Raw genomic sequence first — 17,891 nt, 5'->3', positions numbered from 1 at the left:
CTCCTCACTCGGTGAAAAAGAGGCTGGTAAATTCGTCCACCCTCTTTGACACAACTTATTCTTTTTCCAGTAATGGTTTTAGGTATTGACCGGTGTAGGAAGCTTCCACTTGGGCCACTTCCTCAGGGGTCCCACCAGCAACGAGCTGGCCACCCTTTTCGCCGCCTTCTGGTCCCAGATCAACAATATAATCGGCGGTTTTAATCACATCTAGATTATGTTCAATAATAATCACCGTGTTTCCCGCATCCACTAGACGCTGGAGGACCTCTAAGAGACGCTTAATATCATGACTATGTAAGCCGGTCGTTGGTTCATCAAGGATATAGACCGTCTTCCCTGTCGCCACGCGCTGGAGCTCACTAGCTAATTTCATCCGTTGGGCTTCACCACCGGAAAGCGAGGGCGCAGGTTGACCCAGGCTAACATAGCCCAAGCCCACATCCACCATGGTCTGTAATTTACGCTTGATCTTTGGCACCGCAGAGAAGAAGTCTAAGGCTTCCTCAGCCCGCATGTCCAAGACCTCCGCAATATTCTTTCCTTTATAAGTGACTTCCAAGGTCTCCGCATTGTAGCGGGTCCCCTTACAGAGCTCGCAAGGCACGTAGACATCCGGCAAGAAGTGCATCTCTACCTTAAGGATCCCGTCACCCTTGCAGGCCTCACAGCGCCCTCCTTTGACATTAAAGGAAAAGCGTCCCTTATTGTAGCCACGGATCTTCGCCTCATTGGTTTGGGCAAAGAGTTCCCGGATATCGTCAAATACAGAGGTATAGGTCGCTGGATTCGACCGGGGTGTCCGACCGATTGGGCTCTGGTCAATATCAATAATCTTATCTAGGCCCTCATAACCCGAGACACTGTCTGACTTACCGGGATGAATTTGCGCCCGGTTGAGATCGCGAGCCAAGGTCTTCTTGAGGACTTCGTTGATCAGCGAACTCTTACCCGATCCGGAAACGCCGGTCACGACATCCAAACGCCCAATAGGCAAGCGGACATCGATCCCTTTCAGGTTATTTTGACGGGCGCCCTTAATCTCTAGCCAGCCCTTATCTTCCTGACGACGCTCTGATGGGACTTCAATGGCAAGGTCTCCACTCAGATAGCGGCCTGTCAGCGAATCAGGATTTTGAGCTACTTCTTGGGGGGGGCCGCTAGCCACGACTTCGCCCCCATGCTCTCCAGCGCCTGGTCCCATATCGATCAGGTAGTCTGCAGCCCACATGGTCTCCTCATCGTGTTCCACTACGATGAGGGTATTCCCTAAATCACGCATTCTCTGCAGAGAGCGGATCAAGCGATCATTGTCTCTTTGGTGGAGACCAATCGAAGGCTCATCTAGGACATACATGATACCCGATAGGTTAGATCCAATCTGGGTAGCCAAACGAATACGTTGGGCTTCCCCACCCGATAAGGTACCGGCTGACCGGTCGAGCGTTAAATAATCGAGACCAACTTCTTGTAAGAAGCCCAGCCGGGACCGCAATTCTTCAAGAATCGGTGCAGCAATTTCACTATCCTGTTCACCCAAGTGGAGTTGCTTAAAGAAGTGGATTGTTTTTTCAATGGGCATGGCCGTTACTTCTGCTATATCCTCACCTTCGACCTTGACGCAGAGGGCCCGCTCATTCAAGCGTTTGCCATGGCACTTGTCACAGGGCAATTCGGCTAAGTATTGTCGCATATTGTCGCGCACCATATTGGATGAACTGTTATGGTAACGCCGGCTGACATTATTAGCAACTCCCTCAAAGGTCATATCCTTATCTTGAACCTTGCCAAAATCATTGACATAGTGAAAATGGAAGGTCTCATCCTTAGACCCATAGAGCAATAAGTCCCTCTGCTCTTCAGTCAAATCTTCAAAGGCTTTATCGAAAGGAATATCGAAGGCTTCCGCTGCTTGTTTTAAGAGGGTTGGATAGTAGCCTGACCAATTAGAATTCCAGGCTTGAATGGCGCCCTCTTCTAGACTTTTCGATGGATCAGGGACCAGTAAGTCCAAGTCAACCACCAATTTCTGTCCCAAACCATCGCAAACTTCACAACGTCCATAAGGGGCATTGAAGGAAAAGAGCCGAGGTTCCAGTTCTCCTACGGTAAAGCCACATAGGGGGCAGGCATAATGCTCAGAAAAAAGGATCTCTTCCCCATCAATGATATCCAAAAGGGCATAGCCATCCGTTAGGCGGAGAGCCGTCTCCAAAGAATCCGCTAAGCGCGTCCGGATACCTTCCTTAATGACTAAGCGGTCGATTACAATATTAATATTGTGCTTCTGATTTTTATTTAGTTCTGGCAGGTCCTCGATATCATAGAGCTCGCCATCAATTTGAACTCGGACATAGCCCTGCTGTTGAATCTTCTCCAATAATCGTTTATGCTGGCCCTTCTTGCCGTAAACCACCGGTGCCATAACTTGGACGCGGGTTCTCTCTTCCAAGGCTTCTGCCCGCTCGATCATCTGGTCAATGGACTGGCTAGCGATGGGTGTCCCGTCATTGGGACAAATAGGCTGACCTACCCGGGCGTAAAGTAAACGCAAGTAATCGTTCACTTCTGTAATCGTTCCAACGGTTGACCGAGGATTACGGTTGGTGGTCTTCTGGTCAATTGAAATAGCAGGACTCAACCCATCGATACTATCGACATCTGCTTTGCGAGAATTCCCTAAGAATTGACGAGCGAAGGCTGACAGGCTTTCAATATAACGACGCTGTCCCTCCGCATAGAGCGTATCAAAGGCTAGAGAAGACTTTCCCGAACCTGATAAGCCTGTTACAACGACCATTTCATTGCGTGGAATTTCAACATCAATATTTTTTAAATTGTGAGAACGTGCCCCACGAACCACTATTTCATCTCTCACAGACTTCACTCTTTCTTTGACAATTTATTTACCTATACAAACAAGTGTTCTGATTCATTATAGCATGGATTAAATGAATTAACTATTATTATACTCCACGCCCCATTCTAAAGCTTTCCTAGTCGATTCTCAAATGATTTGCAAAAAAATAAGCCGGACTCGAGGTCCGGCTAGGTAAAATATATTTTGATTAACCAAAACGTCCAGCAACATAGTCGGCTGTCTGTTCGTTATTTGGATTATTGAAGATTTGTTCGGTTGGCCCGAATTCAATGATCCGTGAATGGCCAGGCGCACGATCAGGATCAGCATAGAAGAATGCTGTATAATCAGATACCCGAGCTGCTTGTTGCATATTGTGGGTTACGATAACAATGGTATATTTTTCTTTCAACTCTTGAACAAGTTCTTCAATTTTAAGGGTTGAAATTGGGTCCAAAGCTGAAGTTGGTTCATCCATCAATAAGATTTCTGGTTTTACTGCAAGCGCACGTGCAATACATACCCGTTGCTGCTGACCACCAGAAATCGCTAAACCAGACTTGTTGAGGTCGTCTTTGACTTCATCCCAAATGGCAGCCCCTTTAAGAGAAGTTTCCACGATTTCATCTAATTCTGCCTTATCTTTAGTGCCATGAGTCCGTGGACCATAAGCCACATTGTCATAAATGCTCATAGGGAAGGGGTTAGGTTGTTGGAAAACCATCCCCACCCGTTTTCTCAAGTGGTTAACATTGACATCCTTGGCATAGATATCCTTACCATCTAAAGCAATCTCACCTGTAATTTTGCAACCTTCAATTAAGTCATTCATACGATTTAAACTCTTTAAGAAGGTTGATTTCCCTGAACCTGATGGGCCGATTAAGGCGGTTACCTGTTTTTCATAAATATCCATATCGATATCTTCCAAGGCTTGGAAATTGCCATAAAATAGGCTCATATTCCGAGCAGTCATTGTTACTTTGTGTTCTTCTGCCATTTTATTTTTGTCCCCCTTGAGCTCCTAATTTATTGGATAACCAAGTCGATAATCCGTTGATAATTAATACAAATAATAGTAAGACAACACCTGTTGCCATGGCTTGGTCACGGTGCAAGCCTTCTGTTGATAAAATATACATGTGTAAGGCCAGTGTCCGACCAGATGCAAATAAGCTATCGGGCAAGCTAGTTGCGGTCCCTAAGGTGTACATAAGAGCCGCCGTTTCCCCAACAATCCGTCCAATCGCTAAGATGATACCGGATAGGATACCAGGCATAGCCACTGGTAAAACAATCTTGAAGATGGTCCGTAGCTTACCAGCCCCTAAACCAAAGCTCCCTTCACGCATCTTGTCACTAACAGACATCAGCCCTTCTTCGGTATTCCGAATAATTAATGGAAGGACCATAACCGCCATGGTCAAGATACCTGCTAGTAATGAATATTGGAAGCCAGCAGCAATAACAAAGGCTAGCATCCCGAACAAACCATAAACAATGGATGGAACCCCTGATAAGGTGTCAGAAGCTACCCGAATGGCTTCTACCCATTTATTGTTCTTACCAGCATATTCAATCAAATAAAAACCAGCGAAGACCCCCAGAGGTACAGCAATTAACAAGGCTCCTAGGATCACATAAATGGTTGTGATAATGGCGGGCATCATCGACACATTATCTGTTGTATACTCAAAGGCAAAAAGGTCTGCTGATAGGTAAGGAATCCCATTAATTAACACATAGCCGATAATATAGATAAGCCAAGCAAAAGTTACGATAGTAAAGAAATAGGTTAGGTACTTTAATGCTCTATCCATTAGCCTTGCACGCCTCCTTTGCGTTTAACAACTGCTAAGATCCCGTTGATCATTAGGACGATGACAAAGAGTACAGCCCCTGTGGCAATCAAAGCGCTCCGGTGGTCGCCAGATGCATAGGCCATTTCTAGCATAATGTTAGCTGTCATGGTCCGGGTCCCTTGGAAGAGACCTTTAGGGAAGACAGCCGCGTTCCCGGCTACCATGATAACCGCCATGGTTTCGCCGACAGCCCGACCAATCCCCATAATAACGGAGGCCAGAATCCCCGAGCGAGCAGCTGGTACCATAATGCGGTAGGCTGTCCGGTCGTGAGTTGCCCCCAAACCAACAGAAGCTTGGTAATAGGACTTAGGAACCGCACGCAAGGATGATTCGGACATGGTAATAATAGTCGGTAAGATCATAATACCCAAAACTAGGCCAGCTGTAAATACACTCATCCCACTGGAAGGAATTCCCATCGACCGAACCGTCTTACGGATAATCGGAACTAAAACCACCAAACCGAAGTAACCATAAACGATGGATGGAATCCCAGCCATCAGGTTGACCCCAGGTTTAAGGATTTTATGCAATTTGTCAGGGCAGTAGAAGGCCATAAAGACTGCTGTAAAAATGCCAGTCGGAACCCCAAACAAAATAGCCAGGCAGGTTACATAGAAAGATCCAACCAGCATTGGAGCAATCCCATAGATATCATTAGTTGGCTTCCAAGTATCACCAAACAGAAAGCTTCCCAGGCCATAGTCAGCTAAGAAAGGAATACTGCGTGCAAAAATGAAGTAGCAAATTGCTGCTAAAGCAAAGATAGACAGCAAGGCGCAGATGAAGAAAATCCACTTCATTACGACTTCAAGTGTATTATTTTGATTCATTGCTTTCTCCTCTAAAATATACAAGTCTCATAAACATTGGAAAACAGCTACTAGTGTTCAATAGTAGCTGTCCTCCTCTCTTCTTAAGCTAGGTCACTATTTAACTTCTGACCAATCTGTGATTTCACCCACGAAGATACCTTTAACACTTTCTAAAGTAATATCTCCTAAACCATTTTCATTATTTACAATAACAGCAATCCCATCTTGGGCAATTGCTTCTGCTTCAACATCTGTTTCGTCTTCCTTAAGTTCACGGGAAGCCATACCGATATCAGCGGTTCCTTCTTGGGCAGCTTGTACCCCTGCACCAGAACCGTTTTGGGTGATGTTAATGCTTACACCTGGGTTTAACTTTTCATATTCTTCTTTTAATTTTTCCATAACAGGGCCAACAGAAGTGGAACCAGAGATATTGATATTTCCTTCTGCAGAACCGTCGCCGGCATAAGCCTCAGCATCACTCTTCACTGGCACATAGCCTTCAGCTAAGATAATGTCTTGGCCTTCCTTAGAGAAGATGAAGTCATGGAAGTCTTGAGCTGCGCCTTCTAAGTCGCCCTTGTGAACAATATTAAATGGACGAGCAATCGCATATTCACCAGAAGCAACATTTTCTTCAGTTGGTTCAACGCCATTGACATTTAAGGCCTTAACGGTATCGTTTAATGACCCTAAAGAAATGTAACCAATAGCTGCTGGGTCCCCAGCGACAGAAGTCATCACGCCGTCTGTTGAGTTTTGGATATCTGCCATATCCGTTGTGTTATCGTTGTCGCCTTCTTTAACACCTGTAATTTCAACAAAGGCATCACGTGTACCAGATCCTTCTTCACGGCTGATCACTTGGATTAAACCTTCAGGAGCACCAGAAGCGCCACCTGCATCAGCTTCAGAATCACCGCTATCGCTAGCTGAGTTACCACATGCAGCTAATAGAGCCGCACTCCCTAATACAGTGATTAATTTTGAAAACTTCTTCATTTCTACCATGAATTAACCGTCCTTCCTAAACTCTTGGAGTTCATTTGGATTAATATTTTTTGCTATATATTAATCATACACGTTAATTGTAAATTTCTTGTATAGTTTGGGCTAAAAATCAGCGAGTAATGTTAAAGTTTTGTAAATTTTATGTAAAGTTTGTTATAACTTAAAATTAAAAAAACTATTCTTCTAAAATCTCAATTCCGTCATCATTATCTTCCAAATCGAGCATAGGCAGATAGACATTGAAACAAGAGCCCTGGCCATATTGACTCTCTACATGGATCTTCCCGTTCATGCTATTGACCAAGTTACGAACAATAGATAAACCGAGACCTGTCCCTCCTGAATTGGTTGACCGGTCCTTGCTCACCCGGTAAAAGCGTTCAAAAATACGGGGCAAGTCTTCACGGGGAATCCCGACACCATTATCCTTGACGCTAATATGAACGTAACCCTCTGCTTCCATCAGGTCTAAGATAATCCAGACATCGCCACCCGGATTAGTGTACTTGATCCCATTGTTCACGAGATTCGTTAATATTTGATCGATCCGGCCAGCTTCACTATTGAAAATAATCGGTTCCTCGTGGAGATTCACCGTATGCAGTGAGATTCCTTTCCGCAAGGCTAATTCTTCCGCTTTCACCAAAGCGCCGTTAGCCAGAACTTCCAGGTCAATACTTTCTACCTTATGGCCGATCTGATCCTGTTCAATCTTAGACAAGTCCAAAATATCTGAAATCAAGGAGGTTAAACGATTACTCTCAGAGGCTATGATGCCGACAAATTCCTGGGCCAAGTCAGGATCTTCCAAGGCCCCATCTAAGAGAGTTTCAGCAAAGCCTTGGATCGAGGTAATCGGCGTCTTCAACTCGTGGGAGGCATTGGAAATGAAATCTGTTCGAACCTTCTCTAAGCGTCTTATTTCAGTGATATCATAAATCAGAACAATCACCTGGCTGCCCGTATCAGGACCCGCCGGCGATTCCTCGATATAAATCACATTCACATCTAAGATAACTTCTTTGGGATAGTATAAGTAAACCTCATCGTTGTAATTACTCTTGTCTTGAAAACAATTCTCAATCATCTGTTTGAGCCGGTAACCATGGAGCACATTATCATAGCGCTTGCCCCAAATATCATCCGTCTCAATACCTAGTATCGTAAAGAAGGCTGAGTTACTTACCTGGATACGCTGCTGGTCATCAATGAGGAGGACCCCAACAATCAGATAGTCAATCAGCTGGTTTAATCGTTTCTGTTGGGTTAGAATCTGCCCCTGCTGCCGTTCTAAATTCTCTGCAAGCCCGTTAATATTGCGACCGATTTCATCGAACTCCTCGATCCCCTTACTTTCATAGCGACTCTGATAATCATTATGAGAAAGGTCATCGACAATCCGGGTAATAGCCTGGACAGGATTTGACAAACGTTTGAAATAATAATAGAGCAAGGCTAATAAGACAGCCATAGCCAGTATCGAACAGATAAATGCAATCCCCATCAAGCGTGACTGGGCAGCAGAAAGATCGGACACCGCCCGGATAATTTGAATATAGGCAATGGGATCTCCCTTACTATTGCGCATAAATTCCGTATACTGATAGATTGTATTATCTTCCGAATTGTTATCATGGGTCTTAAAATCTGTCGTATTGGCCCAGGCCCTGTCAAAAGCTTGACTTTCTCGAGGTGCAGCAGGCAAGTCCGCGTTCCCCATAGCAATTAATTCCCGCTTGTCCATATCGTAAATAATGATCCGCTCAGCTGGGTTGAGAACACCAATCAAGTTATTAATCATTCCCACCCATTTGCGGTCACGATTTTGAATATTTTCTTCATTTAAGGACATAAAGGACTTGCGCAAAGTAGCGGCTGTCTCTGTCATCTGTTCCTGTGTTTCCTCACCTACAACGTGTTCCACCACTAAGTTGGCATTATAGGCAAAAAGAAAACTATAAAGAATAAAAAGTAGGGCAAAAAGACCCGTTAAACGTGCTGTGAGCCGCTTCATGGCTTAGGAACCTCAAACTTATAGCCGAAGCCCCGAACCGTCTTAATATATTGAGGTTTCTTAGTATCTTCTTCGATTTTTTCCCGCAAATGGCTAATATGAACATCCACAATACGCGTTTCCACTGGATAGTCAAAATCCCATATTTTCTGTAGCAATTGTTCCCGCGATAGGGTCCGGTTCACCCGTTTGGACATATAGTAAAGCAAGTCAAATTCTTTAGGTGTCATATCAACAAGCTCGCCCCGCACGCTAACGGAAAAGTCTCCCGTATTGATGATAATATCTCCCACCTTAACTAACTCATCTTCCTCTAAGTCATCTGCTGGAACTGGGTAGGAATTTTCAGCCACATGCTGGCGCAGGGAGTCAGCCTCTGCTTGGGACTTGGCTTTTTCTTCCGACTGCCGAGTGGACCGGCGCAGGATCGCCTTCATCCGTGCCAGGACTTCACGCGGACTGAAAGGCTTCGTCATATAGTCATCCGCCCCTAGTTCAAGTCCGATAATCTTCTCCAACTCTTGGTCCTTAGCTGTTAACATGAGGATGGCTGTTTCGATATTTTTTTGTCGGAGACGGCGACAAATTTCCATCCCATCAATACCTGGCAACATAATATCCAGGATGATCAGGTCAAATTCATTGCTTTTCCCTAATTCGTAACCCCGGTTACCATCTTCCGCCGTCGTCACGTCATAGCCTTCCTTTTCCAAGTTGAATTGCAATAACTTACGGATTGACGCTTCATCATCAACAATTAGTACCTTTTTCATTCCTTACACCCCATCTTCATCACGACTTAATTCTCAACTTCATTATTCAACTGAGCCTTAAGATAGGCATCAATAAAGAGATCAATCTCACCATCCATCACCCCATCGACATCGCCTGTTTCGCAATTCGTTCGGTGGTCCTTGACCATGTTGTAAGGATGGAAAACATAAGACCGGATCTGAGAGCCCCAGGCAATCTGAGATTTCTCACCGCGAATTTCATCCAACTCCTTAGCATTTTCTTCCTCTAGAATCCGAGCCAATTTAGCTTGGAGCATCCGCATGGCGACTTCCCGGTTCTGGAACTGGGAACGCTGGTCTTGGGAGGCAACAACAATTCCCGTGGGCAAGTGCTTGAGGCGGACAGCTGATGATGTCTTGTTAACATGCTGGCCCCCAGCCCCTGACGCACGAAAAACGTCCATTTCAATATCATCAGGATTAATCTCAATCTCTGTCTGTTGGTCAATCTCTGGCATCACCTCTACTGAGGCAAAGGAGGTATGCCGGCGACTATTGGAATCAAAGGGTGAAATTCTTACCAAACGATGTATCCCATGTTCAGACTTCAAGAGACCATATGCATTGTGGCCGAGAATTTCCATCGAAACCGTCTTAATGCCTGCTTCATCCCCAGATTGATAGTCTAAGTAATTAATCTTATAACCATGTTGGCTCGCCCAACGTTCGTACATCCGGGTCAACATACTTGCCCAATCTTGGGATTCCGTTCCCCCGGCTCCCGGATGAACTTCAACGATCGCTGAAAGCTTATCATACTCGCCGCTTAGCAGCATGTTTCGTTCATACTTAACCATTGCTTGGGTGAAAGCTTGCATCTTATCCTGCAATTCTGTCCCAAGATCGGGATCATCAGGTTCCTCACTGACCAATTCATAGAGCGTCTCAAGCTCCTCGTACTCTTCCTCCAAGTCATGGAAGGTTTGATAAACAGACTTCGCCTGGTTATTGGCTTGAATCAATTCCTGCGCCTTGTCCGAATCGTCCCAAAAGGATGGATCCAGCATTTTCGCTTCGTTTTCAGCAATCGTCTCTTCCAAACTGTCTAAGTCAAAGAGACCCCCTGAAGCTTTCCAATTGATCGCGGTCCCCATCGAGCAAATGACGAATTTCGTACAATTCCATTATATCCCACACTTTCTATCTATATAATTAGCTAAAAACCTTCAATTCTAATTATAAAGAAATTTCTAACAAGCACAAGTTGAATCCTCTTTCTAAACATTTTCAAATGCATACAAAAAGAGCCAGCTTTAAGCTGACTCTTTAAGACAGATAAATTTTATCAGGCTGAGCTTAATCTTTAGTAAATTCCTCTTCAATATCAATTAAACCATATTTGCCATCATGACGTTTATAAACTAAGGCAAAGCTTTCGGTCTCTGCATTTTCAAAGATGAAGAAGTTGTGGCCGAGTAAGTCCATTTGGAGAACAGCTTCTTCTGCTGACATCGGTTTAACTGAGAAAGTTTTTTGACGAACGATTTCAATCCCATGATCGTCGCCCCCAGCTTTCTGCTCATCAGCAGCAATTTCACCGAGTCCTTTTTCCCGAGAGCGGCGGTTCATCCGTGTTTTATACTTGTGAACTTGGCGCTCTAGTTTATCTACCACTAAATCGATGCTCCCGTAGAGGTCTTGTGAAGTAACTTCTGCACGGAGCGTCAATCGTGGGAGAGGAATGGTAACTTCTGCTTTCGCATCATGGTTTTGATAAACCTTAGCATTCACGTATACTGTTGCCTCTGGATCATTATCGAAATATTTCTCTAGCTTACTAATCTTATCTTCCGCATATTGACGGATAGCCGGAGTGATTTCAATATTTTCTCCCCTAACATTATAAGTAAACATAAATACTCATTCCTTTCTAACCAGTTTCCTGGCGAAAGCTCATTCGCTTTCTTGATTCTAATCTTATTATAAAAAATAACGCTTTCTTTTTCAATGAAAAGGCCTTAGAAATTTAATTTGTTCAATCTATCGTGCCAAAGTAAAGCCGGATAAATTCTGATAACCCGCCTGGTCGAGCGCCTGGTAGCAGGCAAACATGGTGGCTCCCGTGGTATAGACATCATCGAAAAGAATAAAGGCCTGGTCTTTGGGATAAGAAAAAGTTGGGGCTAAACGGATTCCGCGGTCCGCTTGCAGGCGCTCGCGTCGGCCCTTGAGTGCTTGCTTCCCTTCCTTGGGCTGGCTGGGTAAGAAAGCTTGGTCATAGGGAAGGCCGACTGCTTCTAGGATGCATTCGGTTTGGTGGAAGCCCCGCTTACGGTAATTGGCCTCGCTCGATGGCAGAGGTAGCCAGATAGCTTCCGGCTGTCCTTGATGAAAGTCACGCAAGACTTGTTCAAAAGAAGCAGCCAATCGCACATCCCCCAAGCGTTTGAATTGGTGGACCCAGGCCTTAAAGGCTGCGTCGTAATGCAAGAGGGCGCAGTTTTTAAAGTACCACCCTTGGTCCTGCCAGCGCAGGCAGTCCCTGCAATAAGCAGTATCCGAGTCTTCATGAGATCGGCCGCATTGCTGGCAGGTTTGCCCACTTATCCAAGCAAAGCTTTGCCAGCAAGCTGTACATAACTTAGCTTCTGTAATAGGGCGGAAAGCTAAAAAATCCTTGAGCGAGAAATGAGCCGGCATGCTTTCTTGGCACAAGAGACACCTAGTCATCGAGCAGCCCCCTCTCATGGGCAAGCCGGTTCATGTCTTTAATCTGCCTGATTGCTGCCTGGCTGGCCCGCGTTTTTCCCTGGTGGAAGAAGACCACCTCTCCTGTCGCTGCGTCCGCCTTCCGTCCCACCCGGCCACTGATCTGAACTAGGGCCTGCTGGGTGAAAGTCCGATCTTCCGTACCGAGAACTGCTACATCAATATTGGGGAAGGTCACCCCTCTTTCGAGAATCGTCGTCGTGAGTAAGAAATCATAGCCCTCCTCCCGCATGACCTGGACCTTGGCTGTGCGTTCAGGGTCTTTAGCCGATACACTAGCTAGGCGGGCCTGGTCAAAAACACGGTGTAAGACCTCCTCCAAGGCTAGCATCAAAGGAATATGGGGTAAAAAGAGCAAAAAGCGGCGTTTGGCCTCTAGCTTACTGCCTATCCAGTGATCCAATCGGCGGGGCAATTTAGCCTGACTCAGGGATTGCCGCCAATTACCAACCCATACATAGTGGGGAACGGGCAAGGCCTTGCGGTGGTAGCGGGCAGGTAGGATAAAAGCTGCCACCTCTTGTTTTTTAATCGCTGCTTCCTGTCGCCGGCTAGGGGTTGCCGATAAGAAAATCCGCACGCCCCCTTCAACTAGCGCACGCTCAGCCGCAAAATGTAAAGTTTGATCATCGACAAAAGGAAAAGCATCCACTTCATCGATAATAATGCCATCAAAATATGCTTGAAAACGGATGAGCTGGTGGGTGGAACAAATGGTCAACGGGCAGTCACGAAAAGACTGGTCGGATTGCCCGTGCAAGAGCGCAATATCAAGTTGGGGGAAGGCCGCTTGTAAGCGGGGGTAGAGCTCATTACAGACATCCAAACGTGGACTGGCTAAGGCCAAACGCTTGCCGTCCGCCATGGCGACTTGGAGGGCCGGAAATAACATTTCCGTTTTCCCTGCTCCAGTTACTGCCCAAATAAAACAATCTTTCCCCTCTTCGAAGCTCTGCCGGATCTTTTGGGCGCCTTCTGCCTGCTGGTTGGATAATTGCCCCTGCCAAGCTAGACATACTTCCGCTTCCGAAGGCTTAACCGCCGGCTTGCGAGGAAGGTGGTAGAGTCTATCACAAGAAGAAAGTTTGCCAAATTGTAGGCAAGATAGGCAATAATAGCAGTCTTCACGTTGGAAACAAGGATTCCGGTAAAAAGCCGCCTGGTCCTGGTTGTGGCAGCGTTGGCAGCTTAACTGCCCATACTGGCCAGACACCGCCTCTAGGCACTGGACCCCTTCCAAGCCTTCGATTTGCTCAGGGGCTAGCTCCACTTCTTCCGCCGTCAGCAAACGACCACGCAAAGCGTCAGTTGAATGTTCCTCCATCTTTCTCCCTCCTTACTCATATATAAACCAAAAGCTCGTTTATTCACTAAATGCTTTTATAAAAGTAAAGATACTTTCCTTAAAAAGATAAAAAAGTCGAAATTTGACTCTCGTTCGCGTAAAATGAAAGTAAGTATAGAAATGAGGTGAAGGCGATGTTAGCTTATCGCACCATACGCCAAGCAGGAGAACATGAAATTGAAATCAAAAAATCCCGCTTCATCTGCCAGGCCAAACGGGTCTTTAGCGAGGAAGAAGCCCAGGATTTCATCCAAGAAATTAATAAAAAACATTGGAAGGCCACCCACAATTGCGTTGCCTTCCAAATTGGCGAACGCAATCAAATTCAACGTGCCATGGACGACGGCGAACCGAGCGGGACAGCGGGTGTTCCTATGCTCGAAGTTCTTAAACAAATGGACTTAAAAAACATCATTGTCATCGTCACCCGCTATTTCGGTGGCACCAAACTGGGAGCAGGGGGACTTGTCCGCGCCTATAGCCATGCGGTGAGTGAAGCCCTCCAAGCTATCGGTATCGTTGAACGCCAGATCCAACAAGAAGTCGCTGTCAAAGTGGACTACCCGCTCACCGGGCCCATGGAACATTGGATTGAAAATAGCCCCTACCAGCTGCTGGATACGACCTATCTTGCAGATGTTTGCTATCATCTCGGGGTTGCCGAAGACCAAGTAGAAGCCTGCCAAGAAGCCATCACCAATCTCAGCAGCGGCCAGGCCAATTTTGAACTTGGAGATAAGGTCTATGTCGATGTCCCCGTTGACGCCTAGGCCATATTCTTGAGGAGATGTTTAAGAATTAATGCTTTGGCGCTTTGGTGTTGCAGACCGCTCCCAGAAAGGGCTATAATACATTTAGATATAGAAAGGCGGAGTGCAGATGTTTGACTTCTTTAAACGAAATAAGCATAAGGAAAGCCAAGAAGAAACTAGCTATGATGACAGTATCCAAGAACTCTATGCCATTTCCGATGGCGAAATGGTCAAGTTAGAGGATGTCAGTGACCCTATGTTCCAAGAGAAAATGCTTGGCGACGGCTATGCGCTTAAGGCCAGCCAAGGTGAAGTCTATGCCCCTATTAATGGTGAGATTAAGACGATTTTCCCAACTGAACACGGTATGGGCATTACTACCGAATCTGGCCTCGAGTTCCTTATCCACTTAGGTTTCGATACGGTTGAATTGGAGGGGAAACCCTTCGAACACCAGGTCCATGAAGGGCAAGTGATTGCACAAGGCGATCTCTTAACCAAGGTTGACTTAGAAGCCATCCGCGAAGCTGGTAAGGATGACACTTTTGTTGTCATTTGTACCAATATGCAAGATGTTGACGACTTAACTATCACAGCCCAAGGCCAAGTCAAGCATGATGACGTGGTCGGTCAAATTAGCGCTGGATAAGCCAGTCAAGATTAAAAACTCACCAATGAAAAAGGCTCCCGAACCAGCAGCTGCTGGTCAGGAGTCTTTTTATGCATTCAAGTCCTTATATTTGGCAAACATGGCTTGGGCAACGACTTTAGGTACCGCCGCCTCAACTTCTCCGCCAAAGCTAGCCACTTCCTTAATCATACTTGATGAATAGGCACGGTATGCCGCATCAGATAAGAGAATCACCGTCTCAATATCAGGGGCTTGGAGCTTATTAATCTCAGCCATATTCATTTCATACTCAAAATCTGTATTATTACGAATCCCACGAAGTAGGACGCTAGCCCCCACGTCTCGGGCTAAGTCAACTGTGAGACCCTCTGTAAACTGCAGCACTTGCACATTAGCCAGGTCAGCTGTCACTTCCTCAACTAAGGCTACCTTCTCTTCTGGACTGAAAAAGGCTTGCTTAGAGGTATTGCTGGCAACCGCGACATAGACTTGGTCAAAGAGCCGGGCGCCCCGTTGGATAATATCGAGATGGCCCCGCGTGATCGGATCAAAACTTCCTGCATACAAGGCTTTTTTGCTCATAAATCCTCCTTAATTCTTTTCAAAATAAGTCAACCAGTCTTCCTGGAAATACTCACTAGCTATCAGCTCTTCCCAGGTCGGCATACCCGTTTGAGCCCCAAGCTTTTGAACGGATAGGGCACTGGCCCCATTAGCGAAAGCCACCGCCTCTTTGAGGGGCAGACCTTGGCTCAAGGCATAGGCAAAGGCTCCAGTAAAGGTGTCTCCTGCTCCTGTGGTATCCACCGCTTGGACTGAAAAAGCCGGCACATGTTGAATCGCACGGTCAGCCTGCTGGGCATAGGTCACCCCATCTTTTCCCAGAGTGACTAATAGGCGCTCGGGATAGCGCTGAATCGCCTCTTCGATTGATGCATTGGGGCATAGGTTATTCAATTCGAATTCATTCGGTGTCAGGTAACTACATTTTTCAACATAGCTTTCATCCAGGGCAATCGCTGGAGCAGGGTCATAAATCACTTGCTTACCATGGCTTTGGGCCAAGTCAATCAAATACTGGATACTCTCGATAGGAATTTCATTTTGAATAACAAAAAACTCTTCAGCCAAAAGGGCCTCTTGGTGGCGCTTGAGATAAGCCACTGTCACTTCCTGGTTGGCGCCAGGAATATAAATAATCGCATTATCTGCTTGGTAAACAGTAATATGGGCCGAACCCGAAGACTGATTGGAAATAATTTCCACTGCCTGGCTGTCTATTCCCTCTTTTTTGAGATTAGCTAGGATTTCTGCCCCGAAGACATCATCTCCTACGCAGCCAAACATCGTGACTTGCCCTCCTAAACGCGCTGCGGCAATAGCCTGGTTGGCCCCCTTACCGCCAAAAAGCGTGTGGAAGTCCCGCCCAGTAACCGTTTCACCACGATCAGCCAAGATATCCGTTTCCACGACAAAGTCTGTTGATAAACTTCCTATTACAGCAATCATAACTAGCCTCCTCGTTAATAAGCGTATTCTGTCCCTGTCTCTTCTGAACCAGTTGATGGTGCTGTTAAACTAGGATCAACTAAGCCAGAAGAACCCGGCAAAGCACTCGGTCCTTGGTCAACTGGTCCTAGGCCCTGGCCCGATTCTAAGGGCACTTGGCCCCCACTTCCTTCCGACGAATCGATCGATCCACCAAAACGGTCGGCACGTTTCAATTGGTTTGCTTGAAGCAACATTTGATCCTTAGGCGTGTAAAGGAGCGATGGTTGCATTACGCCTTCATCATCCATGTAGACATCTTCAAAGTAATTAATCCCCTGCTTCATCGAAGCCTTGTGAATCCTTTCTTTCAAATCAGCAATGGTATAGTCACTTGCCGAGGTCAAGAGGTCATCATCACTTATCTGACCGTCTTCATCTTCATCGATCACCCTGAAGTAACGGTTGACTACCCCATAACTAGGAGGGTAAACAATAACTTTTTGCGTCGGTCCTAAGCCCAGATTAGCTCTTAGCTTATTAGACATCTCCCGGCGCTCTTTCTCTGGTACCAAGAGATAATAGCCAAAGTCTAAATTAAGATCTTGGTGGTCTTTGAAGACCAAGCGTTCAATAGAAGCCAGGGCCGGAAGATAATTCTTCTGCAAGGCCATCATATCATTTAAGCTCAAATCCGTCTTCAGATTATTACCAAGGGCAGCCATAATTTCCCTGAAATTCGTGATCGTATCGAGGGTCAGCACCTTATCAATCACTGCTTTGACCAACTGTTGCTGGCGCTTCTCGCGACCTATATCGCCTTCTGGATCAGCCTTGCGCATCCGCACATAGTGAATAGCTTCTTCACCCGTTAAGGTCCGTGTCACCCCTTCCTCAAACTTGGCGCCATTCTGGGTAAAAGTTTGATTAGGAGTGATCTCAATCCCCCCCATGCCATCGATAATGTCGATAAAGCCCTTCATATTCACTTCGACATAATAATCAATGGGCAGGTCAAGATAACGCTGCAAGGAGTTAATCGTCCCCTTAATCCCGTAATCCATATAGGCATGGTTGAGCTTATCAAAGTCATCCGTGCGGTCCATGGGGCCAAGGGCATCACGCGGCACACTCAAAAGCTGGGACTTTTTATTTTCGGGATCAATGGTAATCACCATCATGACATCGGAGCGTCCATCCGGCACATCTTTATAGAAGAGGGCCCCATTATCGATGCCTGCTAAAAGAATCGAGACTGGCTCTCCCTTGCGCAAGGATACATTAGCATCCCGCATATTATCCCGGGCAACACGCTGATAGATACTATTGGTAAATTGAGAGAGGCTCCCATAGAACTTATAAGCCCCAAAACCTGCTAAAGCGAGTAAAATAAGCAATAGGCCCAGCAAAATGAAGCAGCCTGGCCGCTTCTTTTTCAAGGTTTTCGACCGCCGCCTTTCACGACGCGCTAAATACTTATCTTCATCCATAGGCTCGAGTCTCCTTTACCTTAATACCTTTCACTAATACATAGATGAATTATACCATAGCCAAGCAATCACAAGATAAACTTTAGCATTTCTTAAAGAAGGGTGTGAGGGAGCGCG

At 46.0% G+C, this 17,891-nt stretch carries 16 protein-coding genes; 2 read left to right on the top strand and 14 right to left on the bottom strand.

The features are described from left to right. Positions 1–55: 55 nt before the first annotated feature. The 11 genes from uvrA to AWM72_RS05675 form a co-directional block, all read right to left on the bottom strand. A complete protein-coding gene (uvrA, locus tag AWM72_RS05725; RefSeq protein ID WP_067974645.1) occupies positions 56–2,878 on the bottom strand; it encodes an excinuclease ABC subunit UvrA in 2,823 nt (940 codons plus the stop codon). Positions 2,879–3,068: 190 nt separating this feature from the next. Beyond that, a complete protein-coding gene (gene pstB / locus AWM72_RS05720) occupies positions 3,069–3,860 on the bottom strand; it encodes a phosphate ABC transporter ATP-binding protein PstB (protein WP_067974642.1) in 792 nt (263 codons plus the stop codon). Between the two features lies 1 nt (position 3,861). Continuing rightward, the gene (pstA, locus tag AWM72_RS05715; protein WP_067974638.1) at positions 3,862–4,680 is read right to left on the bottom strand and encodes a phosphate ABC transporter permease PstA; all 819 of its coding nucleotides are present in this window, start codon (positions 4,678–4,680) and stop codon (positions 3,862–3,864) included. Continuing rightward, complete coding sequence (gene pstC, locus AWM72_RS05710; RefSeq protein ID WP_067974634.1) at positions 4,680–5,558, bottom strand: phosphate ABC transporter permease subunit PstC; 879 nt, start codon at positions 5,556–5,558, stop codon at positions 4,680–4,682. Before pstC ends, pstA begins: the two co-directional genes overlap by 1 nt. A 96-nt stretch (positions 5,559–5,654) precedes the next feature. Continuing rightward, on the bottom strand, positions 5,655–6,551 hold the full coding sequence (locus AWM72_RS05705; RefSeq protein WP_067974630.1) for a substrate-binding domain-containing protein: 897 nt from the start codon (positions 6,549–6,551) through the stop codon (positions 5,655–5,657). 175 nt (positions 6,552–6,726) lie between these two features. Then, complete coding sequence (gene pnpS / locus AWM72_RS05700) at positions 6,727–8,565, bottom strand: two-component system histidine kinase PnpS (RefSeq protein ID WP_067974626.1); 1,839 nt, start codon at positions 8,563–8,565, stop codon at positions 6,727–6,729. After that, on the bottom strand, positions 8,562–9,338 hold the full coding sequence (locus AWM72_RS05695; RefSeq protein ID WP_067974623.1) for a response regulator transcription factor: 777 nt from the start codon (positions 9,336–9,338) through the stop codon (positions 8,562–8,564). The genes pnpS and AWM72_RS05695 overlap by 4 nt, the downstream gene beginning before the upstream one ends. A 26-nt stretch (positions 9,339–9,364) precedes the next feature. Beyond that, a protein-coding gene (gene prfB, locus AWM72_RS05690) for a peptide chain release factor 2 (RefSeq protein ID WP_372595696.1) occupies positions 9,365–10,484 on the bottom strand; the annotation gives its coding sequence in 2 pieces (ribosomal slippage) (positions 9,365–10,423 and positions 10,425–10,484; 1,119 coding nt in all). A 171-nt stretch (positions 10,485–10,655) separates the two neighbouring features. After that, positions 10,656–11,213 (bottom strand): ribosome hibernation-promoting factor, HPF/YfiA family, encoded by a 558-nt coding sequence (gene hpf, locus AWM72_RS05685; protein WP_067974616.1) that lies wholly within the window; start codon positions 11,211–11,213, stop codon positions 10,656–10,658. Between the two features lie 126 nt (positions 11,214–11,339). Continuing rightward, complete coding sequence (locus AWM72_RS05680; protein ID WP_067974613.1) at positions 11,340–12,029, bottom strand: ComF family protein; 690 nt, start codon at positions 12,027–12,029, stop codon at positions 11,340–11,342. Then, complete coding sequence (locus tag AWM72_RS05675; protein WP_067974610.1) at positions 12,022–13,392, bottom strand: ATP-dependent helicase ComFA; 1,371 nt, start codon at positions 13,390–13,392, stop codon at positions 12,022–12,024. Before AWM72_RS05675 ends, AWM72_RS05680 begins: the two co-directional genes overlap by 8 nt. A gap of 155 nt (positions 13,393–13,547) precedes the next feature. On the opposite strand from AWM72_RS05675, the gene AWM72_RS05670 reads away from it, so the two are divergent. Both AWM72_RS05670 and AWM72_RS05665 read left to right on the top strand, forming a co-directional pair. Beyond that, entirely contained in the window at positions 13,548–14,183 is a 636-nt protein-coding gene (locus tag AWM72_RS05670) for a YigZ family protein (protein WP_067974606.1), read from the top strand. Positions 14,184–14,292: 109 nt separating this feature from the next. Then, positions 14,293–14,814: a PTS sugar transporter subunit IIA gene (locus AWM72_RS05665; protein WP_067974602.1), complete on the top strand. Its 522-nt coding sequence runs from the start codon at positions 14,293–14,295 to the stop codon at positions 14,812–14,814. Between the two features lie 69 nt (positions 14,815–14,883). On the opposite strand, the gene coaD is transcribed toward AWM72_RS05665, so the two are convergent. From coaD to AWM72_RS05650, 3 genes are read right to left on the bottom strand one after another with little or no spacing between them, the layout of a single operon-like run. Beyond that, positions 14,884–15,378: a pantetheine-phosphate adenylyltransferase gene (coaD, locus tag AWM72_RS05660; protein WP_067974597.1), complete on the bottom strand. Its 495-nt coding sequence runs from the start codon at positions 15,376–15,378 to the stop codon at positions 14,884–14,886. A gap of 9 nt (positions 15,379–15,387) precedes the next feature. Continuing rightward, entirely contained in the window at positions 15,388–16,305 is a 918-nt protein-coding gene (rbsK, locus tag AWM72_RS05655; RefSeq protein ID WP_067974594.1) for a ribokinase, read from the bottom strand. Between the two features lie 14 nt (positions 16,306–16,319). Then, positions 16,320–17,774 (bottom strand): LCP family glycopolymer transferase, encoded by a 1,455-nt coding sequence (locus tag AWM72_RS05650; protein WP_067974592.1) that lies wholly within the window; start codon positions 17,772–17,774, stop codon positions 16,320–16,322. Positions 17,775–17,891 lie beyond the last annotated feature (117 nt).

This window comes from Aerococcus sanguinicola (assembly GCF_001543145.1).
Classification (GTDB): Bacteria; Bacillota; Bacilli; order Lactobacillales; family Aerococcaceae; genus Aerococcus; species Aerococcus sanguinicola.
The sequence above is the reverse complement of the archived record's forward strand: the minus strand, read 5'-3'. Positions and strand labels throughout refer to the sequence as shown.